Source organism: Enterococcus sp. AZ128, from assembly GCF_051714485.1.
Classification (GTDB): Bacteria; Bacillota; Bacilli; order Lactobacillales; family Enterococcaceae; genus Enterococcus_A.
The window spans coordinates 843,758-869,993 of sequence record NZ_JBIORZ010000002.1; the positions used below are offsets into that span (position 1 = coordinate 843,758).

Sequence of the window (26,236 nt, forward strand, 5' to 3'; positions counted from 1 at the left end):
CGCGTTTCTATTTTTTTTGATGTGAGATCAAGAAATTTTTACGGTAAGCATTCGGAGAAGAGAGGTATTCTTTTTTAAACAGCTTGCTGAAATAAGCCGCATCGTAAAAGCTCAGCTCTTCTGAGATTGCTTGGATACTCATCGTTGTGTTCAGCAACAAATTCCGCGCTTTTTCTAAACGAAATTTATTGTGAAGTTGAGCTGGCGTTGTATCAAAGTGCTTTTTAATCAATTGAATGATATAGGATTTATGGTAAGCGAACTTATCCGCGAGGTTGTCTAATGAGAAAGGCTGACTAGAATGTGATTCAATATAAGAATAGATCTGCGAAGCAACATCATAATCTGTCGCTAAATACTCCTGGGTTCTAATTCCATCTAAGATGGATAAAAACAGGCGTTGCGCCTCAAATTCATCCACTTTCGGCGTAAAAAAGACTTTTTCATGGGCCGGATTATCAATTTTTACTTCCTCTAAACGATCGACAATCGCTAAAATGAGGCTGGTTTGTTGAGCGTTCAAATGGCCTTGACTGTTGATGAAAAAGGAGAATTCGTCTTTCTTATAGTATTTTCTGCGATTCATCCGTTTCCGTTTTTGCTGTTTACTGGAATATTCTAGATGATAAGGTCCCGTGGCCGAAAAATGAATCCAAACAAAACGCGTCTCCTCGTAACAAGGACGAAAACCGCGATGTTTCTTATTTGGTACTAAAATTAAATAGTCTCCGGCGTTAAGGGTGTATTGATAGTCGTCTTCCTCCATATAAAGCGTTCCCTTTTCAATCAGAATCAAATCAAAGATATCCGTAAGAACCCGCCGTTCGTGGATATCTCCCGCTCTAAAAATGGAACGGCCTGCGACAATTGAATGAGGCATTGGCGGACAAATAAATTCTAAATACATACAAACCCACCTTTCGAATAAAATCATATTCCAGTTCTGGGTGAAAACATGATTTTATTGATATTTGAAGTTTTTCTATTTTTTAATAAATGATCATATATTTATATTATACAAAAATAGTGTCTAATAATATACAATTTATTCAGAGTTTATTGCATTCATTCAGTGAAATGTATGCGTTACCATAAAGGCATCAAATCAAGGAGGCGTTCTGATGAAAAAAGTATTAAGCAATTATCGATTTTCTATTATTTTACTTTTAGGAGTAATTATAGGAGCAGTAGGAGGACTTTTGCTAGGGGAGCAAGCTACCGTTGTGAAACCCATCGCGGATGTGTTTCTTAATTTGGTCTTCTGTCTGATCGTTCCGATTGTCTTTTTCTCTATTTCCAGTTCCATCGCGAACATGGAAAATGTCGGCAAGCTGAAGAAAATATTGTTGATTTTCTTAGCCGTCGTGATCGTTTCAGGGATCATTACTTGTTTACTAGCATTATTGACCACGACGATTTTTCCAACGACGAATGGGCAGCCAATTAAATTACCCGGCAGCTCGGAGGATTTAAAGGCCGAGCTGAACCTAGTTAACATGTTTACGGTATCTGATTTCTCTATGCTGCTGTCTAAAGACAACATGCTGGCGCTGATCATTTTCTCGATTATGTTTGGCATTGGCACGAGTCTATTGAATGAAAAAGGCGCAATGATCAAAAATTTCTTAAATGGAATGACGGATGTATTTAGCGGTATGGTAGCGATGGTCATGAAACTAGCGCCAATCGGAATTGCCTGCTATTTTGCTTCGATGATCGGTCAAATGGGTGGCCAGGTTGTTTCGTCGATTGCCCGTCTGTCAGTCATCTATGTTGTATTTTGTATTCTGTTCTTCATTATTACCTCCTCCGCTTATTCTTATTGGGGTGGCGGAAAAGAAGGGTTAAAGGCTTACTGGAAAAATATTACATTACCTATGACGACTGCGATGGGGACCTGCAGCTCCACTGCCTGTATTCCAGTAAATCTGATTGCTAGTGAAAAGATGGGGATTCCACGGGATATTTGCGATATCGTTATTCCTCTAGGCGGCAGTACCCATAAAAATGGTGTCGTAAGTGTACAAATCATGAAAATCGCTTTTTTATTCGCGATATATCAACGACATTTTGGAATTCAAGAGATGGGAATGGCGATCTTTGTTGGTGTGATCAGTGGAATTATCGTAGGAACGATCCCAAGTGGCGGTTTTATCGGTGAATTATTTATTTGTACCGCCTTTGGATTTCCAACGGAAGCAGTGCCGTTGATCGTGATTATGGGAACTCTGACAGATCCATTTTGCACGATGATCAATGTAACCTCCGACCCAGCGATCTCAATGGTTATCGCTCGGTTAGTAGAAGGGAAAAATTGGATAACAGAAAAACGCCTTGAAAAAAAGGATTTTGATATTGTAGAAAGCCAAGTGGAGGAGAGCGTATAAATGACAGCAAATGCAACGGCAAATAAAGCATTAGAGGCAGACCTAAAGGAAATTTATTTAGGCAATTTGGGAACCGTCGATTGTGACTTGGAGCTACCTAAGAAAGGCAAACGCGGAACCGTTTTTTCCTGGTCATCTAATGAGATTCTTTTTATTTCCCATAGTGGAAAAGTGACTCGACCAACCTTTGGCGTGGGAAATCGCGAAGTAGAGCTGACGGTCACAGCGAAGCTGAATAACGATACCCAACAAAAATCATATGTCGCGACTGTTCTGGAAGAAGTTCCCGAAACAAAGATTATTAAAACAGAAAACCTGAGTTTAGAGCTGAAGGATGCAAAGAAACATTTGCCAACCGTTTGTGCCGTTCTTTTAGACAATGGCAGCTACACGACCGCTGAGGTCTCTTGGTTAGACGAGCTAGATGGTTCAAAAGAAGAACAGGTTCTACGAGGGCAAGTAAAAGAAAACGGTCAAACGGTCCTTTTAAAGATTATCGATACTCACGAACCATCTGCAGCTCCTGAAAAAATCACGAAGTCATTGCCGACGCTCCTGACCGAAGAGTCGATTCTTAAAGAAGCTACACAAAAGAAGCTTGATCATTTGAAAGGACTTTCGTTAGATCAATTATTGTATAGCTTTCGTGAGGCGGCACAGCTTTCGACAGAAGGTGCGGAACCAATGACTGGTTGGGACGCACCCGAATGCAATTTAAAAGGGCACACGACAGGACACTATTTATCTGCCTTGGCATTAGCAGCTTATGCTACTCAAGAAGAAATCTTCTTTAGACAGATCGATTATTTGGTTTCAAGTCTATCCGAATGTCAAAATGCTTTAGAAAGATCAGGAATGAACAGGGGCTTCTTAAGTGCCTATTCAGAAGAACAGTTCGACCTGTTGGAAATATATACAACGTATCCTGCCATTTGGGCACCCTACTATACCTTAGATAAACTGTTCCAGGGATGCTTAGACTGTTATGAGTTCGCGGAATCAGAGCAAGCACTGGAAATCGCGAAAAAATTAGGGGATTGGACGTATGAACGTCTATCGAAACTCGATTCAAACCAATTAAATCGAATGTGGTCCATCTACATCGCGGGTGAATTTGGAGGAATGATCTCTGCTCTGATGCGGCTTTATCATCTTACTGAAGATAGCAGATATTTAGATGCTGCCTTGTTGTTTGAAAATGACAAGTTGTTCGTGCCGATGAAGGAAAACTTTGATACCCTTGATGGCGTCCATGCCAATCAACATATTCCTCAAATTATTGGGGCTTTAGATATCTATGAAGAGACTGGAGATAAGCGATATTTAGAAATCGCACAAAATTTCTGGAAGCTGGCTACCCGCCGCCACGCTTATTCCATCGGTGGTGTTGGTGAAACAGAAATGTTTAAAGCTTCGGATGCAATCGCCAATTTTTTGACCACGAAATCAGCGGAAAGCTGTGCAAGCTATAACCTTTTGAAGCTAACTAGAAAGCTTTACGATTTATCGCCTGAAGCGAAATACTTCGATTACTATGAAAATGTCTTGCATAATCATTTGCTGGCGGCAGAAAGCCATGAGTGTGATGGCGGAACGACGTATTTCATGCCAACCGCTCCTGGTGCGCAAAAACAGTTTGATACCGAAGAAAATACTTGTTGTCACGGAACAGGCTTAGAAAGCCTATTGCGGTTTCAAAAAGATATTTACGCTTTTTCTGAGGACGCTATGTATGTAAATCTCTTTTATCCAAGTAAAGTAAATTGGGCAGAAAAGGAGACGATGTTTTCTCAAACAATCTCAGAAAACGAAATCGCACTAAAATGGAAAAGCCGCCACGCCTTCAAATTAAATATTCGTATCCCAGAATGGGCAGTGTTTGATTCCATTACGGTTAACGGGCAACAAGCGTCACCTGCGATAACGACTGGCTATCTCGAATTTGAGCTAACTGAACAAGACGAAGAAATTCGGATTACTTATCAGCCGAAAATTAGACTAATCGTTGCTAATGATGATCCAAATTTAGCATCAATCTCTTATGGTAAAGATATTTTAGCAATTAAATCAACAGAAAAAGCATTTATCTCTGTGGATTCGGCTGAACTAGAAGAATTAACTAAGACGACAGAAGGCTATCAATTAAAAAAATATCAGCTATTGCCGATAAATCAAATCAATCGTGAGCACTATCATTTGTACGTGAAGTTACGTTAGGACGAAAAGAAGAAGCCGAGTGCTTCTTCTTTTTTTATATTGAAGGAGTTATAAATTAGTGGTGTCCAAAAGTTGATGTAATCAGCCTTTTTAACAGGTTCATTTGGTTTTACTCCCATTAAAATGATTAGACAAAACCAGGCAGGGCGCGGGCTGAGGCGAGCTACTTGTTCATTTAGATTCTTTTTTAAACAAATAATATAAAGTTTTGAGTTTTGTTTTTTACGACAAATGATTAATTTTTAATTGTGTTTAGCGTATATTGATTTTAGAGAAGCATTTAGGAAAGAATGATAATCATTTAAAATTAGTGAGGAGCAGATCGCATGTCAGTTGAAAAATTAACGAGTCGTCAAATTTTTGGAATGAAAAGAACTTCAGTAGAAAAAAGAATTGGACAATACTATGAAGAAACTAAGGATGCGGCATCGGTGCTGCAATATGTGTTTGCGCTGTTGTTGCGGAACGCGTTGTCAGTAAACGATTTTTCGGGCATGTTGGAAGCGATCGTTCAGGAGATTTTGTTACAGTCTGAACCGGATGATACGATGCGCAGCCTAGCTCCTTTCTTTAAAAACTACTTTAACAGCGGTGACTGGAACACAGTAATTGCGCGTGTCTATAAACGTAAGAAGGACTATCTTGCCTTCGATGAAGCCCTTTATCATTATAAAAAGTTCATATTAGAGAAGACAACACCCATCGAGGAACTAGAAACTAAGCAATACAAATTTGTATCCGTTTTCTTAAAAGAAGATGGAAAAACCCATACATGGAGTCTGCGTGATGCCGATCCGAATATTTCTAACGAGAAGTGGCAGGCTGTTTTAGAGCTGATCACCACCTTGACGGTTTTTGAAAAGGAGGGGACCGGTCTTTTTGTCGAGCTAGTAAACTCAGACCTAATGGATTGTACTCGCCGCTCACTTTTTGAGAAGAAAAGATCAACGAAAAAAGCGACACAGAAGGATGAAAAGAACGCTACAGCACCAAAAGAAAAGGATATCGTGCAGTCTGCAGCCAACGAGGATAAACAAGCAATGGAAATTACTTTGCCTTCAGATGCAGAATTGGAAAAGCTGAGCAGAGAAGAGCTGCGAAAGATTGTTGAGGAACAGTTGCCGGAAGGGGCGATGTTGACAGACCTCCAACTGCTTCAAGAGGACGACTCTGGGCAGGAGCTAGAACAAGATATAGGCCAGCCGCCCATAGTGGAGACTCTCAATCAGAAGCTGAATCAGGCAGTCTCATCAGTGGCTTCTGTCACTAAAGAACCACCTAAACAAGGGAAGAAGTCCGTTGTCCGCTCCTTATTTTCAGAGGAGTCCGAGAACCGTCAGCTGAAAAGTGGAAAGCGTCTTGAAAATGAGAAAAGGAAAGATCCGAAGAATAAGAAGAACCGGAAAAAGGATCGAAAAAAAGATAAGAGGAAAATGAATACTACGAATAAGAAGAAAAAGAAGAAATAGATTCTTGTGTGAATCCTAAAGTAATTCTTGGCAGTATTTTTAAGAGGGCCTCCGACAGGTTTTAATGACTGGAGGAAGAGCTTTTATTAAGACGCGTCAGTATGTTTCATCCAATAATAGTTTGATAGGTAATCAAAGCCTGGCAGTAGCACACTGCCAGGCTATTTGTCGTGGATTTAAGAAAATAGATAGAAAATGAAAAGGATCAAATTGTTTTTCTCCTGTTAATAGGCAATTGCCCTTAATCATGATTATCGAAAAGAATTCCATGAAGCAGTTGTTTTAGGGCTTCGTTGCCCAATTGTTTGGGTAGAGGAGATATCGGATCCATCATACTGGTTTAGATTGGTATGGGAGTTTTCTTCGCGATACTGTGAAGGAGTCATACTGTTTTTTTTGTTTTAACGAAGGAATAATTATATGAAATAAATCTCAATAATAATCTGAATACTGGTACTAGTACCCAAACGGTCGAAAACGCTTTAATTGTAATTAATAATCAGTTAATCTTCATATTGAAAATAAATAGATGGGGGTTCATCGAATGGAAAGAAAAATTGTTGCTGTGACAGCTTGTGCAGCGGGGATCGCGCATACTTATATGGCTGCGGAGTCACTTGAGCAGGCGGCTAAAAGAATGGAGTATGGGATTAAGGTCGAGACGAATGGTGCGATTGGTGCCGAGAATGTGTTGACGGCGGAGGACATTGAACAAGCTGATGTAGTTATTGTTGCATCTGATATCAAAATCGATCCAATCCGTTTTACCGGTAAGCGGCTTTTTGTAACGAAATCGATTCCAGCGATCGAAGATTCAGAAGCATTGATCAATCAAGCGTTTGAGGAAGCACAGGTTTTCGGAAAAAAGGGATCGAAGGTTGGAAAGATTCAAATAGGAAATGATAAAGAGAAGGTCAATTTCTTCACCCATATCATGAGCGGGATTTCTTACATGGTTCCAATGGTTATTGCGGCGGGTTTGATTTTAACGATTGCCAATTTGTATGCGTTTCAAAAAGACGATCTAGGTCGAATCGTTAATTGGGGCTTTGATAATAAAACCCAAATGGGCTTCTTGATGTCTAAACTGTTTTACGTTGGCCAAATCGGTTTCAAATTGATGATTCCATTGTTCGCTGGTTTTGTAGCGAACTCGATTGCTGACAAACCAGCGATTGCTCCAGCGATGATCGGTGCGTATCTCGTAAATGATCCGGAGTTTCTTAATACAGAAGCTGGCGGTGGTTTTATCGGTGCGATTATCGTCGCCTTCATCGTTGGTTACCTTGTTAAGGGTTTGAAGAAAATAAAATGGCCAAGACTATTGGTTCCGATTGTACCGATCATGATTATTCCATTTATCGCGACAGCAATTATCACGTTGATCGTTCTTTATATTATTGGAAATCCGATCGCTATTGGGATGGACGCGATGTATCAAGGGTTAACGAACCTGAACAATAACTATGCAGGAGCACCGATTTTGATCGGAGCAATCTGTGGAGCGATGATCGGATTTGATTTGGGCGGACCGATCAATAAAACAGCGCTGGTTTTTGGGACGGCGATTTTTACTGATACATTGACCAAATATGGCATTGATGGTGCGAATTTCGTTCCTGGAACTGCTACGCAAGCGGCAATCTCAGTTGCACCATTAGGTGTTTGGCTGGCGACGATCTTGTTCAAAAAGAAATTCTCTAAGAATGAGAAAATCGCAGCCAGTGCAGCTTTTGGGATGGGAATCGTAGGAGTAACTGAAGGCGCCATTCCTTTTGTAGCGGCGGACCCGATCAGAATGATTTTTTCTAACGTAGTTGGCTCAGCTGTTGCAGGTGGATTAGCGGCCGCAACAGGGTGTAAATTTTATGGTGGAATCGGTTCGCCATTAGGAACCTTTATTGGCTATATTGAACAGCCGATCCCTTTTATTACCTGGATTTTATGTGTAAGTGCGGGGATTTTGACAACAGCTCTGTTAATCGGATTTACTCGAAAACAAGCAGTGGAGGAGCTCGCTGTTGAACAAGAAGAGCAAGAACATTTGATGGAAACAGTAAACGAATAGGCAGGTAGAGAAAAATGAATAAAGAAGTATTTAATCGAGACCATATATTATTTGATGAAACAGCGGCAACTCAAGAAGAAGCGTTCAAAAGTATCGCAAAATTTGCTTGCGATTCAGGCTTTGTGTCTGACGAACAAGCTTATTTTGAAGGGCTGAAAGCCCGGGAACAGGAAGCGACAACAGGATTTAAGGATCATATCGCAATCCCTCATTGCAAAAGCAACGTAAATAAGAAACCGGGATTGTTTTTGATCAAGTTTAAGCAGGAGATCCCATGGAATGCACTAGATCAGAAGCCGGTAAAAGTGGCCTTTGGTTTGACTATTCCAGAAGAAGGAGCAACAGAACATTTAAAGCTACTGAGTTTGATTGCACGAAAATTGATCGATAAGGACTTTAGAGAGGGTGTTCTGGAGCAGGACGATCCAGAATTGTTGACTGAGATCATTGATGAAATCGAGTTTAATGGTTGATTCAGAGAATTGCACGGGAAACTATAATTTACAGGTAGGATGGCATTTATGCAAAGAAAAGTTCATGTAATACATCACACGCATTGGGATTTTGAATGGTATTTCACTACAAATGAATCCTTTGTTCAACTGGCTTATCATTTGGATGAAGTCATGCAGGCATTGGAGGAACATCAAATTGATTATTATCTGCTGGATGGCCAGATGAGTATTTTGGATGATTATTTAACTAGCTTTCCAGAGCAGAAAGCGCGTTTAACGCACTTAGTCAAAGGCGGGAAACTCGCTATCGGACCTTGGTATACGCAAACAGATGAGTTGATCATTCGCGGGGAGTCCATCGTCAGAAATCTGAATCTAGGTATGGAATTAGCGGAATCATTGGGAGGCTATATGAATATCGGCTACTTACCGGATTCTTTTGGGCAAAGCAAGGATATGCCGAAAATCTACAATGGATTTGGCATTCAGCAGGCTGTTTTTTGGCGTGGTGTCCCAAATGAAGTGACGACGGAACGTGAATTTTATTGGAATGCGGAGGACGGTTCAAGTGTTCTAACTTCCAATATAAAAGATGGCTATTTTGTGGGCGTCGGATTGATTTATTCGGATGATGCACACGCATTAGTCAATACGATTTCTGATGGAGCCACCGGCGATGACCTCGTTTTGCCAGTTGGCGGAGATCAACGGTACATTGATTTCAATTTACGTAAACGTATGGCGCTGTATAACCAAGCACTGCCAGATACAGAGCTGGTAGAAAGCAATTATGAGCTGTTTTTTGAAGCGATCAAGGGAAATGAGCTTCCAACGGTAGCTGGAGAATTTATCTCCAGCTCTGTTTCAAAGATCCATCGCTCCATTTATTCTTCTCGCTACGACCATAAATACTTAAATGATAAAGTGGAACGTCGGATGATTTATCAAGTGGAGCCATTAATGGTGATGGCAGAAAAATGCGGGATACCTTATAAAAAGGGATTACTCGATCGGATCTGGAAGCTGCTGAATAAAAATCATACACATGATTCCGCCGGCGGATGCAATAGTGACAAAACAAATCAGATTATTACAGATCGTTTTGTCGAGGCGGATCAGCTGTCCTATTCATTGGTTGATTATCTGACTAGAAAAATTTCTGAATCACGAATGAATCTATCTGAAGGTGAACTGACAATTTTTAATACACTGCCGTGGAAGAACAAAAAAGTAATGAAATGTGAAGTGTCTACACCTTTTGCGGCTATTTCACTTGAAAAGGATGGGCTCACGATTCCTTTTGAACGAGTGAGCACTCGAAAGGAGTTTTCCGGATCGATTCGTCGAGAAAAGGCGGATGAAGATCCGGCCAGTTTCTATTTCGTCCATGAATTATTAGTTGAAGTAGAAATTCCTGCTCTTAACTTCGTGACATATCAAGTAGTTGAAGAAAGCCAAGCAATCACTGACGAACCGTTAACTGAAACATCTGTCTTTTCAATTGAAAATAATTATTATCAAATTACGTTTGAAGCAGGAGAATTGTCTTTAACCGATCGCAAAGAAGGGACGGTCTACAAGAACTTTTTAGCATTTGAAGATAGCGGTGATGAAGGGGACACTTATGATTATTCGCCTCCGTATAAGGATCACAAGTATCGGTTGAACTTAGACGGAGCAACTTGTACCATGACCCATAACACGTTAATGGCCAATTTTATGTTTACCGGAAAGTGGAAAATCGCCAAAGATATCAAAGAACGTGAGGCGGAAAAAAGAACACAAGCAATCCCGTATGAACTGACGATTGGTCTATTGAAGGGAAGTCGTCAGATCCAATTTCATTTGAAGGTCGATAATCAGGCCTGTGATCATCGGATGAGGATGCTGATTGCTACGCCCAATAACAATGCGTTTTCTTATACAGATACTCCTTTCGGTACGATAAAAAGAGCCGTCGAGGATCGCCACATTGATGATTGGAAAGAATTGGGCTGGCGCGAAGAACCCACTGCGATCTTCCCAATGCTGACATATGTTAACAGCCATGATTCGGGATCCAGCTGGACGGTTTTCAGTAAAGGGATCAAAGAATATCAATTTGTCGGAGAAAAATTCCAAACGATCGCTTTGACTCTGTTTCGCTCGGTAGGTTATCTTGGCCGTCCGGATTTGCTTAGACGTCCGGGAGTGGCTTCAGGAAATGAATTCAAGTATATTCCGACGCCGGATAGTCAATTACAGAAAGAAATGACCTTCAAATTTTCACTTCAGTTAGATAAAGATTTTGAGCCGGCGCAGCTAGCCAAGGACTACTTGGATTATGCAATCAGCAGCCCATACTATCAGATCCAAGAAATGAATCGCTTTACGACAACGCTTAAATATTTTGTATCGAATCCATTAAAGGACAAAGTGACCACACAAGAAGGGATAACCTTTAACAGCAGTACGTTGGTCTTCAGTTCATTAGTAAAAACCAAAGACGAATCAGGTTTTGATATTCGCGTATATAATCCGGATTTCTGTCAAAAAGTCGATGGTGGAACGATTAAGGGAGCGTGTGACATGAGCTATACATTTGTCGATCTCAAGGGTAATGCTGTTTCTTCAACAGAAAAAAATGATACTATTCCTCTAGGAACCTTTAAACCAGGAGAAATAAAAACGATCCATATCGTTGATTGAGGAGAAACGTATGCAAGAAGATATTTTCATTTTAATTGAATCCTGTCGGTTGAACTTTACCTCTGTTGAACAGGTGATCGCGGACTATCATTTAAGCAAGCAGCCGGCTATGACGATTGATAAATTATCGGAGCACCTAGCCGTATCAAAATCTTCTATTACAAGGTTTTGTAAAAAAATCGGACTGAGCAACTACAAAGAACTGATTTTTCTATATAAGCTTTCTTTAGATAATGAAACCGCGAATTTATCGGTGTCATCAAAGATAACCGCGGCCTACCATTCGCTTGCGACACGCAGCGACAGCAATTATTCACAAGAGGTAGTAGATGCCTTTTGTGAACTGCTCCATCAGCATAAAATTATTCATTTTTTTGGCAAAGGCTTCAATTCCTATGCAGGGGCAGATTTTCAGTTCAAGTTTTCCAGAGTCGGTAAATATGTTCGAGTGATCGCTGACGAAAACTCTATTTTGATGTCAGCCAATTTTGCCAATCGGGATGAATTGATCGTGGTTTCAAGTTTACGGGGAGATGATGAAGAACTGCTGGAGGCGATGAAGATCGCTAAGCAAAGAAATGTCTCGATTTTATTGATTACGTCTAATCGGTATTCACAGCTGATAACTCATGCAGATGTTGTTTTGATTGCCGCCAGTTTTACAAGAGAAGAAGCTTTAGGGAATATCTCTCCACAAATTCCGATCCTTATTCAGCTGGATATGGTTTACGAGAGGTATATCCATCTATATTCTGACGCCATCTCTCAGTGGCTGGAGTCGGAACAAATATTGCACAAGTAAGAGGAGGAAACATGAAAATTTTTCCTAAGAACTTTTTGTGGGGGGCCGCCATGTCTGCACCGCAAACAGAAGGACAAAGTTTAAATTTTGGAAAAACAGAGACTACTTGGGATCATTGGTTTCAAGAGACACCTGAAAAATTTCATCAAAACCAAGGACCGGAAATTACATCTGATGTGTATGATCACTATTTAGAAGATTGCCAACGAATGCAGGATATTGGCTTAAATTCTCTTAGGACGTCTATAGCGTGGGCGCGTCTGTTGCCTGATGGAAAGGCAGTCAATTTAGAGGCAGTGGCGTTTTACCGGCAGTACTTTTCAGCGATGCTTGATCATGGTGTTGAGCCGATTATTAATCTCTTTCATTTTGACATGCCGATGTGGTTGATGATGCGTGGCGGATGGGAGAGTCGGGATTCAATTAATGCTTTTGCTTTTTATGCGCGTACGGCATTTAAGTTGTTCGGTGATCTCGTCAACAAATGGACGACTTTCAATGAACCGATCGTCCATGTTGAGTGCGGGTATCTTTATCAGTATCATTACCCAGCAGTCGTTGATTTCAAAAGGGCGATTCAAGTTGCTTATCATACCTTGCTTGCTCATAAGGCAGCGGTCGAGGCTTTTAGGCAAGAGAGCCAAATGGGAGAGATCGGGATTATCTTGAATATTTCGCCTACATATCCAAAAAGCGAAGCAAAAGGGGATTTGTTGGCTGGATTTCGTTCGGATCTATTGAATACTCGCAGCTTCTTAGATCCTGCAGTTCTAGGAACCTTTCCTGATGAATTAATTGCACTGTTAAAAGAGCACGAGCTTTTTCCGGAAGTAGAAACTGGAGATCGTCAGTTGATTAAAGAAAATATAGTGGATTTTATTGGATTAAATTATTACCAGCCGCGACGCGTTCAAGCACCGAAAACAGTGAAAAAGCCTGCGCAAATGCCCTCAGATTTTTATGTGCCATATGATTGGCCGGATAAAAAAATAAACCCTTATCGTGGCTGGGAAATCTATCCTGAGGCTCTTTATGATGTAGCGATCATGATGAAGGAAGAGTACAACAACATCCCTTGGTATGTGAGTGAAAATGGGATGGGGGTTGCTGAGGAAGACCGCTTCATGAACGACTGTGGAGAGATCGAAGACGATTATCGAATCGAGTTTATGAAAGAGCATCTAAGCTATCTGCACCAAGGAATTCTCGAAGGCAGCAACTGTTTTGGGTATCATGCCTGGACATTTGTGGACTGCTGGTCTTGGTTGAACGGGTACAGAAATCGTTATGGCTTTTATCGAATGGATTTAGCTACACGTGAACGGTCAGTGAAGAAGAGCGGCCGCTGGATGAAGACAGTAAGTGAAAAGAATGGATTTTAGGTGATTATAAATGAGTCTTGTCGTATTTGATATTGGCGGAACGACAGTTAAGCATGGAATTTGGGAGAATCAACGATTAAGTGAAATTTCCGCCTTTCCAACTCCTGAAACATTTGACGGATTATTGGACAATTTTAAACAGATAGTGAATGACTACGAGCGACCTGTCGCAGGTATTGCGATCAGCGCGCCCGGGGCTGTTGATCAAGAACAGAGAAGAATACTAGGCATCAGTGCAGTGAATTATATCCATCAACGGCCGATATTCGATGAACTCGAACAGTCCTTTGGTCTTCCTGTTACGATAGAAAATGATGCAAACTGTGCAGGAATCGCTGAAGTAGAGCTAGGCGTCGGTAAGGATGCTCAAAACATCGCCTTCGTTGTCTTAGGGACAGGGGTAGGCGGAGCGCTTTTTGTTAGACGTGAATTATACAAAGGGAGCCATCTATTTGGCGGTGAAGTAGGTCTGTTGAAAAGTCAAAACACCCAAACTTTCAGCCAAAAGGGGACTCTAGTCAAAGCCGCCAACAATTATTCTGAACAAACCCATACTCTTATTGAGGGTAAAGAACTCTATGCGTTAAAAGAAAACGGTGATCTGCTTGCTGCGGAGCTTTTAGACGAGATGTATCAAATCATGGCGAAGAATCTTTACAATATTCAAGTAATGTTTGATCCAGAATTGATCGTTTTAGGCGGAGGGATTTCTAAACGTCCAGAGTTAGCAGATGAGCTTTCCAAACGAGTATTTGAGCAGTTAAAAAAAGAGGGCGTTGAAGAAATTATGCCTTCAATCAAATGCTGCAGCTTTCATAATGATGCGAACTTAATCGGCGCTGCGTTGAATTTCCAGAAAAAAATAGTTATCTGATCAGCTATAGGAGTTAAACTATCAAATAGCACCTGCGAAGTCTAAAATCGCAGGTGCATTTTCGTCTTTAAAATATGATTTCGTATTTCGAATAGAGCATTTTTTGGCTATTATTTCCGCCCGATGACTTAACGATAAAGTACAAAAAGAATCGCCCAAATTACCTTTAGGGGGCAAAAGTGTAGCTGTTTTTAGCAACATTTTTACCAAAATGTTGGTTTCATAGGTTTTAGTAAAATAGTGAGACAATTAAACCTACAATATTGAGAGGTAAAATGTAATTTTGCTGATTTGACAACTAAAGTTTTTTTGCTTAAAAAACGCTTATAAGTCAATGTTTCTAGCGGGAAAGGGCAAAGATTGGGCTAAAAATAACTTTGCATTTACTAATGGACGCAACTTTTTCCTAATAATCTGGAAGGGAGAGCGGTCGTTTTTTGATTGTTGACGTTTAGCAATCCTTGGGTCTTGTTAGAGAACATTAGAGGAAAAAGCTGATGAGGATTGGATTTATGTATCCAAAAAATGATGGAAATTCACTAAGTATTTTCTATGACTTATTCTAAGTGATAGACTCAAAAGAGATGAAGTTAATCTATTCAATCAAAAGCCAACACTTATTTTCAGGTTTGACTTCCGTTCTAATTGAAATATAATCTGACGTAGAATACATTTTCTTTGGAAGGGCGTGGATATATGAGTAGGAAAGATGAGATACTAGCTTTTGTTCGATCAAGGAGGGCGTCAAACTCTGCAGATCGGTCTGATTTTGAAGTCACGACATTCGATGTCAGTGAACATCTGGCTCTCAGTCGAACGGCAGCGAGTCGTGAGTTGAATGCTTTGGTACGAGAAGAAAGACTCGGAAAAGTGAAGGGGAAGCCGGTTAAGTATTATTATCTTGGTGAACATATTGAAATTGAACAAATACCAAGTCAAACGAAACAAGTTGATCGGGCATTTGAAAAAAACAAAGAAAAAAGCATATTTTCCGACTTTATCGGAGCTAAAGGGAGTATGGAAGTCCATACCAATCTCGCAAAAGCTGCCATTATGTATCCGCCAAATGGCTTGCACACGATTATTCTTGGTTCCACTGGTGTTGGAAAAACAACTTTTGCAAAAATCATGTTTCAGTATGGTCAAGAAATCGGTCGATTCAATACTAAGAGTCCATTTCTTCATTTCAATTGTTCCGACTATTCCAATAATCCGCAATTATTATTATCCGTTCTTTTTGGTTATGTAAAAGGAGCGTTCACCGGTGCAGATTCTGACAAAGCGGGAATGATCGAACAAGCGAATCATGGTGTTCTCTTTTTAGATGAGATTCATCGACTGCCGCCGGAAGGACAGGAGATGCTCTTTACGATCATCGATACACGGAAATATCGCAGACTTGGGGAAACTGAAAGTGTCGCACGGGATGTAGACGTGCTGATAATTTGTGCGACTACTGAAAATATCGAGAGTTCGCTTCTTCAAACGTTCAAACGACGCTTTCCTATGGTTCTGACTCTGCCGGATTTGAAGGAGCGCAGCATACAGGAACGCCTATTGCTGATTGATTACTTCTTTTGCTTGGAATCGAAAAAAATAGATCTGGAGATTTTAGTCAAAGCCAATGTACTAGAATATCTATCGACGTATCATTGTCCGGGAAATATTGGGCAGTTGAAGAATGACATCCAAATCTTTTGTGCCAAAGAGTTTGCCCAAGCGATGATTAAGAAGCAGGAACGAATCGAAATCTCTGGTGAAGAGATCGAAATCACGCGCGAGCTACAAGAAAATGAAAAAAAGCTATTTAGGGATAGTATCTATTATCAAGGCAAGAAAAAACAAGAAAGTCAGCAGCTGCAGATAAATTACGCAGTTGATACCGGCAATGAAAGTTCTTTCTATAAACTGATTTTAGAAAAATATTCTACGCTCTTAAGGGAAGGCCGTTCAATCAAGGAGATCCAACAAAAGATCACTTATTTTTTGGATGATTTCTTTGCTGTGGATTTGAAGCCTGAGATTATCGAAAGACCTCGGAATAAAGGAATCGAAAAACTGGTTTCCAAAGACGTATTAGAAATCGTAGACAAAGTTATTCAAGAAATATCTAATGAACTAGAAGTTGAATGTGATCCCCATATTACTTATAACTTAGCTCTGCACATTGAAGCGTTGGTATTGAAGCTGCAAACGAGTACAATCTCTTATCGAACAGCTAAGGTCGTTGAGAAGGTCTCTGGTTCTCCACTAAGAAAATACGCCGATAAACTGATTGCCGAAGTGAACAAGCAGATGAATGTTGCAATTCCAGCGGAGGAGCAAGATATTATCGAACTATTTTTAGATACGATCTACAAGGATGTACGAAAGAATCCGATCGGAATCTTGATTTTGATGCATGGTATTGGTGTCGCGACGAATTTAGCTAAAATGGTGAACGATTTATTAGGAATAAACCATGCGGTGGGAGTGGATATGCCGTTAGATGATTCGGTTGAAAATGTGTATCAAAAAGCGGTAGCTGTAATTAAAACTCTAGACCAAGGGTCCGGTGTTCTCTTGTTAGCCGATATGGGTTCGCTAGCAACTTTCCCCGCCAAGCTAATTAAAGATACAGGTATTGACACAATGATAATCGATAATGTTACGTCACCGATCATTATTGAAGCGACAAGAAAAGCCTTATTCGCGAATATGGGGCTAAAACAGCTAGTCAATGAGCTTCTGGAGGAAGCCAATTATTATACCGCCAATCGAAAAAATACGAATATCTTTGATTACTCTAGTCGCAGACTGATAAAAAACAAAGACCATTTGTTTTATCATTCATTGGAAAAGAGTGTCATTTTTCTAAATGTGTACGGCGCGACAGAAATTTTAGATGAAATCCTTATTTCACTTTCCAAACAAATCAAATTCGAGATCATTGATACCTTAGTCATCAAATTCTATTTTCATTGTTTGGGAATGATTGAACGGGCGATCCGAAAAGAAGGACTCCAATTTGAAGTAGAGGAACAGGAGAAGGATGAGCTGTATCAGCTTGTTGCGGAGGAGCTGAATGTATTAGAAAGAACCTATGGCGCCAAGCTCTCAGCCAGCGAGATCCTATATGTAACAAAAATTATGCGTACCTTTATCTAATATCTGTCACACATCATGTGTGACAGATATTTTTTTATAACGCACACATGCGAAAAGAAATGATGTGTGACAAAAACTGTCACACATTACATACAAACGAACTGAAAACGCTTGCTGTAGCTAAGAAAGATGTGTGCATAAAAACTTGGCACGTCTCTTGCTTTAATAAAGGTGTAAGAAGAATTTCGTAAAGAGGTGAGGATATGATAGGGATTTTAGTGTTAAGTCACGGGAACCTTTCTCAAGGAGTCGTTGAAAGCGGAAAGATGATCGTTGGAACAAATGAGAAAGTGGATTACCTGGGATTGTATGGGGGCGACAATATTGATGAATTTTATGATCGAACTGCGGAAAAGATCAAAGCATTAGACGATGGTGACGGAGTACTAGTTTTTTCTGATTTATACGGTGCAAGTCCGTTTAAGGCGACTGCTTACTGCGTGAAGAAGCTGCCAGATACACTGTATCGTTCAATTTCAGGTGTTAATTTTTCAATGTTTATTGAAAGCGTCTTGCTTAGGGAAACAATGGAACTAGAAGATTTAAGCCAGCATGTAATGAATACAGGAAAACAAGGAATCAAAGAATTATTTACAGAAGCGAAGACATTAACCAAGGAGGAAACGTAATGAGAAATATTGTATTTACACGAATCGATGATCGTTTGATTCACGGGCAGGTAATGACAGCTTGGGTACATGAAACAAAGGCCAATGAAATTGTCATTATTGATAACGAAGTCGCACAGGACGATTTTTTGAAAATGATTATGACGTCATCCGCTCCCGCAGGAATTAAGGTGCTGATCATGTCTGAGGAAGCAGCGATCACTTATCTGACACAGGAACCGGATGGGAATAAGCTGATTGTTTTAGCAAAAAATCCAAAGGTCATCAAAACGATTACTGATGGTGGTGTGAAGATCGAAAAATTGAACGTCGGTGGTATGGGTGCACGAAAAGACCGAACACAATTGTATCGCAACATTTCTGTAAGCGATGAAGAGCGTGCGTGCTTCAAGCAGATCATGCTGGATGGCACCTCCGTTTACGTTCAAGTAATTCCAGAAGAAAAGAGTGCGAATATCGAACAATACTTATAAAAAGGGGAAAAGAAAATGGAAATTAATGTTTTTCAAGCACTATTAATTGGTCTGATTTATTACCTGAGTATAAATGGTACACCTTGGCTCACCTTGTTAGGAAGTACAGTACTAGCACGTCCGTTGATTTGCGGGACGCTGGTAGGTCTGGTCCTTGGTGATGTCGTTCAGGGATGTATGATCGGAGCAGCAATCAGTTTACCTTATTTGGCCTATATTTCTGCCGGTGGAACTGTGCCGATGGATCCAGGTTTAGCTGGAACTTTAGGAACAGCCTTGGCAATGGCCGCAAATGCTTCACCGGAAGTAGCCGTTTCAATGGCAGTCCCGATCGGTTTATTAGGAACAGTCATTTGGATTGCCCATATGACTGTCGATATTTCATTCTTACACATGATCGATAGAGCGGCCGATGAAGTAGATTCAAAAAAAATTGATCGTATTCAGATGTTTATTCCTCAACTCTTTTTAATGCTGATCTCAGTGGTTCCTGTATTTATTATTGCTTATTTCGGATCAGGAGTGGTGAAAAATGTACTTGATGCTTTAGAAGGCAAGCCGCTTCATGTGTTAGAAGTAATCGGAGGTGTTTTACCAGCGTTAGGGGTTGCGATGATCTTGAAATCAATTATGAGCAAGGATACTGCGGCGTTTTACTTCTTAGGCTTTGTTCTAGCTGTGTATCTAGAATTGCCGATCATTGCCGTGTCGATTTTAGCCTTTATTACGGCGTTTGTTTATACGCAATTATTCTTCAAGCCCAATCAAGTTTAATTAGAGGAGTGTGACAGATTAATGGAAAATACAGTGGAAAAGAAATTAACTAAAAAAGAAATCAAGAAAAGTTTTTGGCGTTGGACATGTTTCTCTCATTCAAACTACAACTACGAGCGTATGCAATCCTCCGGCTTTTTATTTGCAATGCTGCCAGCCTTAAATAAACTTTATGGTGATGACAAAGAGGCGCTCCGCGAAAGCTACAATCGCCACTTGGAGTTTTTCAATACAGAACCTCACTTCGGTGGAATCATTGGCGGCTTGACGATTGCCTTGGAAGAGGAAAAAGCAGCAGGGGCTCCCATTACTGGTGATGCGATTAATTCGATCAAAACAGGACTGATGGGTCCATTGGCTGGAATCGGCGACACGCTGTGGCAAGGAACACTTGTCCCAATCCTTTTATCGATCGCTATTAGTATCGGCTCAGAAGGGAATGTCTTTGGTCCGATTTTCTACATTGTATCGATGTTTGCCATTATGTTGGGTCTAGCGTATTACTTGTGGATGCAAGGCTATAGTTACGGAAAAGAAGGAATCCAAAAATTAATGGGTGGCGATCTACTGAAAAAAGTCATGCTGGGTGCCAAAGTTATGGGTGGTGTCGTTATCGGTGCGCTAACGGCGAATTATGTCAGCTTAAGCACAGGGTTAGTCTTCAAATTTAATGATCTAAAGCTGAATGTACAAACCGATATTTTGGATAAATTGCTAAAGGGCATGCTGCCATTAGCTGTAACAATGATTGCTTTGTATTGTTTGAATAAAAAAATGAAATCCACAACGGTACTGTTGATCTTAGTATTAATCTCAGCTGTCGGAGCGATTATCGGGATCTTTTAACTTTGAAATAGTCATTTTTACGGCTATCAAAAAACAATTCAACACCCACAAAGAAGGTAACAGTCAGAATCCTGGAAGGCTTTTATAGGACGTTGTGAAATTGTTGCTCGATTTGAGAAGCGTTAATTGTCGCTTAAGTTACTATAAATAAAAACAAAGGACGTGCATAGTGTTATGGGATTGAGCAAATTTATATCTCCATCAATAATGGTTCCCAAAATTTATGAATACAAAGAGTACATGAAACAATTTGATCAGTACGATCTTTCTGTCATTCATTTCGATGTAATGGATGGTCATTTTGTACCGAACATCATGTTAGGTACGTCTGTTTTTAATGATCTAACAGAGATGACCCAAATTCCTATAGATATTCACTTGATGGTCAATGAACCGGAGAATTACATTCCCATGTTCAATATAAGAAAAGGAGACTGGATTAGTTTTCACCCAGAAACAACGAAGCAACCCTATCGCTTACTTCAAACGATAAAAGACATGGGTTGCAGAGCCGGACTAGTGATAAGCCCTGGGACGCCTATTTCCTATCTAGAAGAGTGTGTGGATCAATTGGATTATGTGACCTTGATGACCGTAAATCCAGGATTTGCCGGGCAGACACTTGTCCCCAATTCATTCGATAAATTAAAACGAATTCGACAGTTACTAGATTCCTACAATCCTGAGATCGATCTTTTGGTAGACGGCAATACAACGCCAGAGAACAGTAAAAAAATGGCTGAAAGCGGGGCAAATGGTTTCGTAGTCGGCAGTGCCTCAAAAATTCTCAAGAGTTCTAGTACTTTCGGAAAGTATCACGATGAATTTATGGCTGTATTGGGCTAACCAGTAACCAGTGAATTACTAATTTTAAAGTAAAGGTGGTCTGTTTAAAGTATGAAAAAAGCATTAATCTTCGGAGCAGGAAAAATTGGTCAGGGCTTCCTTGGAGACCTTCTTCATGAGGATGGCTATGAAATTATTTTTGCGGATGTTTCTGATGAAGTGATCAATGAAATAAATAAAAATAATTCGTATAGTTTATTCCTAACGAACCATAATTACGAAGAAAAAATTATTGACAATGTTTTTGCCCTATCACTTATAAGAAACCAAGCAGAAATAATTGAAGCGATTACGCAAGTAGATATCATTGCGACATCTGTCATGAAAACAAATTTGGTGAATGTAGCTCCTATTTTAGCTAAGGGCTTAAAGAGAAGGCTGGATGAAGGTCGAAACAGAGTACTTGTTATGGCATGCGAGAACGCCATTATGGGCACGGATACATTAGTGAATCTTATGACTGATACTGGAATTATTACGTTGGATCAGTTAAAAGAGATTGGTGCTTACCCTAATACAGGTGTCGACAGGTTCGTCTTTGGTGGGATTTATAACGGCAAAGAAGGCACAGCAATTAGCGACTCTCATGAACTTGCGATTGAACGTCAAAAATTAGATGATCCAGATAGTCGACCGATTACGGGAGCTGAGTACGTTAATAATTTAGAAGCCGTACTCAAAAGAAAAATCTATTTGGTGAATTGTTGGCTTGCGATAACTAGTTACATTGGCTATACACACGGATACACAATGGTTGATGAAGCACTCCGGGATGCGGACATTCAGAAAATAGTAAAAAAAGCAGTACTTGAATCTGCCGCAGGCTTAGAAAAGAAATTTGGTTTTTCTAAGGATGAAATGACTAAATATATCAATGAAATGATTATCAAACGGTACGATGATTATAATCAAGATGGAATCAATGATCCGATTGCTAGAGTTGCACGTCAGCCTATTCGAAAGTTATCTTCAGATGATCGAATAGTAGGACCTGCATACATCGCCTCCGAATATAGTTTACCGAATAGTCATTTGTTATACGGTGCTGCGTATGCTTTTAAATACGATGACCCTGAGGATGAAGAAGCAGTAAAACTGCAAGAATATATCAAAAAAGAGGGTATTGAGAACACTATCGAAAGAGTTTCTGGACTTCAAAAGGGATCAGAGATGTTTAACCTAGTTTTAGAATATTATAATGCTATCTGATATTGCTTTTTCATTTAGGAAGAATGGCATGAGTGAAGCATGTGGTTGTTGAGTAAAGTACTGAATAATCTTACTGTAATTAGGAGTCATTAGTAAGCTTTCTAAACGTTATGAAGCCCCATCATCTTAATTTGATGATGGGGATATTTTTGTGCCAAAAAGACGTTTTAGATTAGCATTGAAAAAACTGTCTTGCATTCTGAGAGCAGTTAGCCTAGGACTTGAAATCAAAAAAGAAGATAGTACTTTAGATAAACCGCGTACAATAGAACTAAAAATTTCTCCTCGCAAGCAATGATGGATAATTCCGTAATACTTAGTGAAAGTCATTTTCAGTATTTAACCTAGAAAATGAAAGCGGTATCCTTTTTGCGTGTTACGCATCGAAACTGTTGAGTTTGGATGATAGAGTGGGTTTGTACCAATCAGCTGATGGTGGTTGTTAGTTACTCTTCTTGAAGCGGCTAACGTATTAAAAAAGTTGGATTAGGAGGAATTATTATGTTAGTCATTGCCTATATTGGTTTTGGCAACAGTGTTTGTCAATACCACTTGCCCTACGTAGAAGCACGTAAAGAAAAAATGAAGGTCAAATATATCTATCGCAGAGAAGAAGATCGGGTAGGAGATTTAGAACGAGAAAGCTGGTATCCGGAAATCCAGTTCACTTCATCGATTGAGGAAGTGATGCAGGATTCCGAGGTGAATCTAATCGTGGTAAATACACCGGATCAGTTCCATGTCGCGTATACAAAAATGGCTCTGGAAAGCGGAAAGAACGTTCTTACGGAAAAACCGTTTGCGATGACCAGTGTTGAGGCAAAGGAAGTTTTTGACCTAGCAAAAGAAAAAGGATTACTAGCAATGGCGAATCAAAATCGCCGTTTCGATGCGGATATGCGAACCGTTCGCAAAGTGATAGATTCAGGCGTCTTAGGGGAATTGATCGAAGTAGAGTCCCACTATGACTACTATCGTCCAGGGATCGCTGAACATAAGGGGATGGGTGTGCTTTATGGGTTAGCCGTTCATCCTGTCGACCAGATTATTGGGGAGTTTGGAGTTCCTGAGAAGCTTGCATATGACGTGCGCAGTATTGATAATCCTGGTATCTCTGATGATTATTATGATATCGATTTTTTCTATCCCAAGGGATTGAAGGCTATCGTGAAAACCAGTTATTATGTGAAACTTGATTATCCTAGTTTTACTGTTCATGGGAGAAAGGGCAGTTTCCTAATGCCTTCACTGGGGCATAATTCTTCTAAAGAAAAACCGAATGGCCCCTACCCATTGCCAACAGAAGAGTATTCTGAAGAATTCTGGGGCACGTTGGCTTATGTAGATCAGGATGGACAAGAAGTGACTATGAACGTTCCTGTTGAAAAGGGTGATTATGGAATCATCTATGATAATATTTTTGACGTTTTAGCGGGAAATGCGGAGAAAATCGTTAAGGATGAGGAAGTCATCGCTGTGTTAGAAATTATTGAAGCTGCGATGAAAGTCGCGAAGGAGGCAAAATAATGCGGATAGGTTTATTAGGCGCTGGAATGATCGTGCATGATCTGTTAAGTTTTGCTGGCGAAATCAATGATATGGAGCTAAAAGCTATTTGTGCAACACCTGCTGAAGAAACGATGATTCAAACCTTGGCAGAAGACCACGGGATTAAAAAATGGTACACCGATTATGAGGAAATGCTTGCGAATCCAGATATTGACACCATCTATGTAGGTGTTCCCAATCATTTGCATTACATCTTTACAAAAAAAGCATTGCTGGCAAACAAGCACGTTATATGTGAGAAGCCCTTCACCTCGAACGAACAAGAGGCATTGGAACTAGCCGATCTAGCGAAGGCACAAAACTTGATCGTTTTAGAAGCTGTCTCAACACGTTTTTTACCCAATGTATTGAAAATCAAGGAATTGTTGCCTACCTTGGGCGAAATTAAGATTGTTTCGGCCAACTATTCGCAGTATTCTTCGAGATATGATGCTTTCAAGCAAGGAATCATTCAGCCGGCTTTTGATCCTGAAAAATCTGGCGGGGCGTTGATGGATTTAAATATCTATAACATCAACTTAATGGTCACTCTGTTTGGTGCAACTGCTAATGTAGAGTATCAAGCGAATATTCAAAAGGGAATTGATACGTCAGGAATTTTAAACCTTGATTATGGTGATTTTAAAGCTGTCTGTATCGCTGCTAAAGATTGTAAAGCACCGATCGTTACCTCGATTCAAGGGGATAAAGGCTGTATCATCATTGAAGATTCAGCCAATATTGTCGCTAAATTCAAACTACTGATGAATGATTCAGCGACTGAGGAAGTTTACGAGCTGAATGAAGGGAAACATCGGATGTATCATGAATTTGTCGCTTTTTGTGATATTATTGACAATCAGAAGCAAGCGGAAGTCGATAAATTAATGGCAGTATCGCTGGAGACGATGAAAATTCAAACGCAGGCCAGGAAAACCGTCGATGTAATTTTTCCGGCAGATGTCAGCGCTAGTAAAAAGTAAATTGCGATAGTTATTTAGGGATTGCGTAGAAAGCTGTCCGTAATCCCTGAAATAGACTACTAAAAAATAGGAGGATCTCCAAATGGATAAACAGAAGAAAAGTTTAATGGATAGGCTAATGGATTTTACGAATAAAATTTCTGAACCACTAGGTAAATTTGCGAATACTGATATTATTTCTTCCGTTGTTGCTGGTCTTGTTTCAGTCACACCGATTATTATGATTGGTTCAATTTTCTTGATCTTATATGTTTTAGGTTCGCCAGATGTAGGAACTAGCGGAAAACCGTTGATTGGTTTTCTCGCACCTTTGGCAGGTAAATTTGCCTGGATGAATAGTCTAACGATGAACATGATGTCACTTTATTGTGCCATTGCGATTCCTTATCACTATGCCCAAAAGAAAAAAATGAATACGTTAACCTGCAGCTTGTTAGGGTTGGCAACATTTTTGATTTTCACTATTAATGGTTACGATGAGGCTGGCGGTATTTTAGTCACTTCATTTAGTGCTAGCGGGTTATTCGTTTGTATTATTACCAGTATTGTCGGGGTTCAAATTTTGAAATTCTTCTTAGATCGAAATATCACGATCAAAATGCCTGACTCGGTACCGCCGAATGTTGGAAATGCCTTTGGTGCATTGTTGCCATTTGCGACAATCTTTTCTCTTGCGTGGTTGATTCGGACTATTATGAATTTTGATATGGTCTCTTGGCTGAATACACTATTGGAACCGATCATTACTTCTTCAGATAGTATATGGATGGCGATGTTCGTGACCTTTGTTTGTCTCTTGCTGTGGAGTGTCGGGTTGCATGGGGATAACATGTTTTTGGCCTTATTTACACCATTTGGATTAATGTGGGTTGATCAAAATGCAAGCGCTTTAGCAAGCGGTGTCTCTAAGTATGATTTGCCGAATATTTTAGCGGGCTTAGGCAATACAGGGCTTCTTCGATTGACCGTTTGGACAGCAGCGGTTTGGCCTCTCTTGCTTTTAATGATAATTTCTAAGAAAAAACAATTTCGAACGATTGGCTTAACGGCTTTGGCACCAGGAATATTTACGATTGTCGAGCCAGTAATTTATGGTTTGCCGATCGCGCTTAATCCGTATTTGATGATTACGTTCATTTTGAGCGGTACTATTTCTACAGGTATCGGTTATCTGTTGATGTCGACGAGCTTTTTTGCGAAATTTTATGCTGTTGTACCATGGGCAACTCCGCCATTTCTATTAGGACCGCTTGGAACAGGTGATATAAAAACCGCGTTGATCCCGATTATTTCTTTTGCCATCGGACTAGTAATCTATTTACCATTCTGGAAGATATATAATCAAAATCTTGATGAAGTAGAAAAACAAGAGGCAGAAAAACAGTCTGAAGCAGAAATGCTTCAAGTAAATGAAGCGTAAGTTAGGCTGTAAATAATGG

At 40.1% G+C, this 26,236-nt stretch carries 20 protein-coding genes; 19 read left to right on the forward strand and 1 reads right to left on the reverse strand.

Annotated elements, in window-relative coordinates; all coding sequences use genetic code 11:
* Window positions 1-7: 7 nt before the first annotated feature.
* Entirely contained in the window at window positions 8-907 is a 900-nt protein-coding gene (locus IGI38_RS15860; protein WP_438732360.1) for a helix-turn-helix domain-containing protein, read from the reverse strand.
* 214 nt (window positions 908-1,121) lie between these two features.
* On the opposite strand from IGI38_RS15860, the gene IGI38_RS15865 reads away from it, so the two are divergent.
* From IGI38_RS15865 to IGI38_RS15955, 19 genes are all read left to right on the forward strand, one after another.
* Window positions 1,122-2,387, forward strand: coding sequence for a dicarboxylate/amino acid:cation symporter (locus tag IGI38_RS15865; protein ID WP_438732361.1), 1,266 nt, complete (start codon window positions 1,122-1,124; stop codon window positions 2,385-2,387).
* A complete protein-coding gene (locus IGI38_RS15870) occupies window positions 2,388-4,604 on the forward strand; it encodes a beta-L-arabinofuranosidase domain-containing protein (protein ID WP_438732362.1) in 2,217 nt (738 codons plus the stop codon).
* A 326-nt stretch (window positions 4,605-4,930) separates the two neighbouring features.
* Window positions 4,931-6,073 (forward strand): hypothetical protein, encoded by a 1,143-nt coding sequence (locus tag IGI38_RS15875; protein WP_438732364.1) that lies wholly within the window; start codon window positions 4,931-4,933, stop codon window positions 6,071-6,073.
* Between the two features lie 544 nt (window positions 6,074-6,617).
* On the forward strand, window positions 6,618-8,141 hold the full coding sequence (locus IGI38_RS15880; RefSeq protein WP_438732366.1) for a PTS fructose transporter subunit IIC: 1,524 nt from the start codon (window positions 6,618-6,620) through the stop codon (window positions 8,139-8,141).
* A 14-nt stretch (window positions 8,142-8,155) separates the two neighbouring features.
* Window positions 8,156-8,614, forward strand: coding sequence for a PTS sugar transporter subunit IIA (locus tag IGI38_RS15885; protein WP_438732368.1), 459 nt, complete (start codon window positions 8,156-8,158; stop codon window positions 8,612-8,614).
* A gap of 48 nt (window positions 8,615-8,662) precedes the next feature.
* Entirely contained in the window at window positions 8,663-11,284 is a 2,622-nt protein-coding gene (locus tag IGI38_RS15890) for a glycoside hydrolase family 38 C-terminal domain-containing protein (RefSeq protein ID WP_438732370.1), read from the forward strand.
* Window positions 11,285-11,294: 10 nt separating this feature from the next.
* Window positions 11,295-12,086 (forward strand): MurR/RpiR family transcriptional regulator, encoded by a 792-nt coding sequence (locus tag IGI38_RS15895; protein WP_438732372.1) that lies wholly within the window; start codon window positions 11,295-11,297, stop codon window positions 12,084-12,086.
* 11 nt (window positions 12,087-12,097) lie between these two features.
* Entirely contained in the window at window positions 12,098-13,468 is a 1,371-nt protein-coding gene (locus IGI38_RS15900) for a glycoside hydrolase family 1 protein (protein WP_438732373.1), read from the forward strand.
* A 10-nt stretch (window positions 13,469-13,478) separates the two neighbouring features.
* Complete coding sequence (locus IGI38_RS15905; protein WP_438732374.1) at window positions 13,479-14,342, forward strand: ROK family protein; 864 nt, start codon at window positions 13,479-13,481, stop codon at window positions 14,340-14,342.
* Window positions 14,343-15,038: 696 nt separating this feature from the next.
* The gene (locus IGI38_RS15910; RefSeq protein ID WP_438732376.1) at window positions 15,039-17,489 is read left to right on the forward strand and encodes a sigma 54-interacting transcriptional regulator; all 2,451 of its coding nucleotides are present in this window, start codon (window positions 15,039-15,041) and stop codon (window positions 17,487-17,489) included.
* Window positions 17,490-17,692: 203 nt separating this feature from the next.
* On the forward strand, window positions 17,693-18,118 hold the full coding sequence (locus tag IGI38_RS15915; RefSeq protein ID WP_438732378.1) for a PTS sugar transporter subunit IIA: 426 nt from the start codon (window positions 17,693-17,695) through the stop codon (window positions 18,116-18,118).
* A complete protein-coding gene (locus tag IGI38_RS15920) occupies window positions 18,118-18,591 on the forward strand; it encodes a PTS sugar transporter subunit IIB (protein ID WP_438732379.1) in 474 nt (157 codons plus the stop codon). Before IGI38_RS15915 ends, IGI38_RS15920 begins: the two co-directional genes overlap by 1 nt.
* A gap of 15 nt (window positions 18,592-18,606) precedes the next feature.
* Window positions 18,607-19,365: a PTS mannose/fructose/sorbose/N-acetylgalactosamine transporter subunit IIC gene (locus IGI38_RS15925; protein ID WP_438732381.1), complete on the forward strand. Its 759-nt coding sequence runs from the start codon at window positions 18,607-18,609 to the stop codon at window positions 19,363-19,365.
* A 21-nt stretch (window positions 19,366-19,386) separates the two neighbouring features.
* On the forward strand, window positions 19,387-20,211 hold the full coding sequence (locus IGI38_RS15930; RefSeq protein ID WP_438732383.1) for a PTS system mannose/fructose/sorbose family transporter subunit IID: 825 nt from the start codon (window positions 19,387-19,389) through the stop codon (window positions 20,209-20,211).
* Between the two features lie 174 nt (window positions 20,212-20,385).
* Window positions 20,386-21,057 (forward strand): ribulose-phosphate 3-epimerase, encoded by a 672-nt coding sequence (locus tag IGI38_RS15935; protein ID WP_438732385.1) that lies wholly within the window; start codon window positions 20,386-20,388, stop codon window positions 21,055-21,057.
* Window positions 21,058-21,108: 51 nt separating this feature from the next.
* Complete coding sequence (locus IGI38_RS15940) at window positions 21,109-22,266, forward strand: mannitol dehydrogenase (RefSeq protein ID WP_438732386.1); 1,158 nt, start codon at window positions 21,109-21,111, stop codon at window positions 22,264-22,266.
* A gap of 501 nt (window positions 22,267-22,767) precedes the next feature.
* Window positions 22,768-23,793 (forward strand): Gfo/Idh/MocA family oxidoreductase, encoded by a 1,026-nt coding sequence (locus IGI38_RS15945; protein WP_438732387.1) that lies wholly within the window; start codon window positions 22,768-22,770, stop codon window positions 23,791-23,793.
* A complete protein-coding gene (locus IGI38_RS15950) occupies window positions 23,793-24,797 on the forward strand; it encodes a Gfo/Idh/MocA family protein (protein ID WP_438732389.1) in 1,005 nt (334 codons plus the stop codon). The genes IGI38_RS15945 and IGI38_RS15950 overlap by 1 nt, the downstream gene beginning before the upstream one ends.
* An 82-nt stretch (window positions 24,798-24,879) precedes the next feature.
* Complete coding sequence (locus IGI38_RS15955) at window positions 24,880-26,217, forward strand: PTS sugar transporter subunit IIC (RefSeq protein ID WP_438732391.1); 1,338 nt, start codon at window positions 24,880-24,882, stop codon at window positions 26,215-26,217.
* Window positions 26,218-26,236: the final 19 nt, after the last annotated feature.

What these genes read in the sequence shown, in the direction of transcription:
- IGI38_RS15860 (WP_438732360.1), bottom strand. Translation starts at nt 907, where the DNA reads ATGTATTTAGAATTTATTTGTCCGCCAATGCCTCATTCAATTGTCGCA.
- IGI38_RS15865 (WP_438732361.1), top strand. Translation starts at nt 1,122, where the DNA reads ATGAAAAAAGTATTAAGCAATTATCGATTTTCTATTATTTTACTTTTA.
- IGI38_RS15870 (WP_438732362.1), top strand. Translation starts at nt 2,388, where the DNA reads ATGACAGCAAATGCAACGGCAAATAAAGCATTAGAGGCAGACCTAAAG.
- IGI38_RS15875 (WP_438732364.1), top strand. Translation starts at nt 4,931, where the DNA reads ATGTCAGTTGAAAAATTAACGAGTCGTCAAATTTTTGGAATGAAAAGA.
- IGI38_RS15880 (WP_438732366.1), top strand. Translation starts at nt 6,618, where the DNA reads ATGGAAAGAAAAATTGTTGCTGTGACAGCTTGTGCAGCGGGGATCGCG.
- IGI38_RS15885 (WP_438732368.1), top strand. Translation starts at nt 8,156, where the DNA reads ATGAATAAAGAAGTATTTAATCGAGACCATATATTATTTGATGAAACA.
- IGI38_RS15890 (WP_438732370.1), top strand. Translation starts at nt 8,663, where the DNA reads ATGCAAAGAAAAGTTCATGTAATACATCACACGCATTGGGATTTTGAA.
- IGI38_RS15895 (WP_438732372.1), top strand. Translation starts at nt 11,295, where the DNA reads ATGCAAGAAGATATTTTCATTTTAATTGAATCCTGTCGGTTGAACTTT.
- IGI38_RS15900 (WP_438732373.1), top strand. Translation starts at nt 12,098, where the DNA reads ATGAAAATTTTTCCTAAGAACTTTTTGTGGGGGGCCGCCATGTCTGCA.
- IGI38_RS15905 (WP_438732374.1), top strand. Translation starts at nt 13,479, where the DNA reads ATGAGTCTTGTCGTATTTGATATTGGCGGAACGACAGTTAAGCATGGA.
- IGI38_RS15910 (WP_438732376.1), top strand. Translation starts at nt 15,039, where the DNA reads ATGAGTAGGAAAGATGAGATACTAGCTTTTGTTCGATCAAGGAGGGCG.
- IGI38_RS15915 (WP_438732378.1), top strand. Translation starts at nt 17,693, where the DNA reads ATGATAGGGATTTTAGTGTTAAGTCACGGGAACCTTTCTCAAGGAGTC.
- IGI38_RS15920 (WP_438732379.1), top strand. Translation starts at nt 18,118, where the DNA reads ATGAGAAATATTGTATTTACACGAATCGATGATCGTTTGATTCACGGG.
- IGI38_RS15925 (WP_438732381.1), top strand. Translation starts at nt 18,607, where the DNA reads ATGGAAATTAATGTTTTTCAAGCACTATTAATTGGTCTGATTTATTAC.
- IGI38_RS15930 (WP_438732383.1), top strand. Translation starts at nt 19,387, where the DNA reads ATGGAAAATACAGTGGAAAAGAAATTAACTAAAAAAGAAATCAAGAAA.
- IGI38_RS15935 (WP_438732385.1), top strand. Translation starts at nt 20,386, where the DNA reads ATGGGATTGAGCAAATTTATATCTCCATCAATAATGGTTCCCAAAATT.
- IGI38_RS15940 (WP_438732386.1), top strand. Translation starts at nt 21,109, where the DNA reads ATGAAAAAAGCATTAATCTTCGGAGCAGGAAAAATTGGTCAGGGCTTC.
- IGI38_RS15945 (WP_438732387.1), top strand. Translation starts at nt 22,768, where the DNA reads ATGTTAGTCATTGCCTATATTGGTTTTGGCAACAGTGTTTGTCAATAC.
- IGI38_RS15950 (WP_438732389.1), top strand. Translation starts at nt 23,793, where the DNA reads ATGCGGATAGGTTTATTAGGCGCTGGAATGATCGTGCATGATCTGTTA.
- IGI38_RS15955 (WP_438732391.1), top strand. Translation starts at nt 24,880, where the DNA reads ATGGATAAACAGAAGAAAAGTTTAATGGATAGGCTAATGGATTTTACG.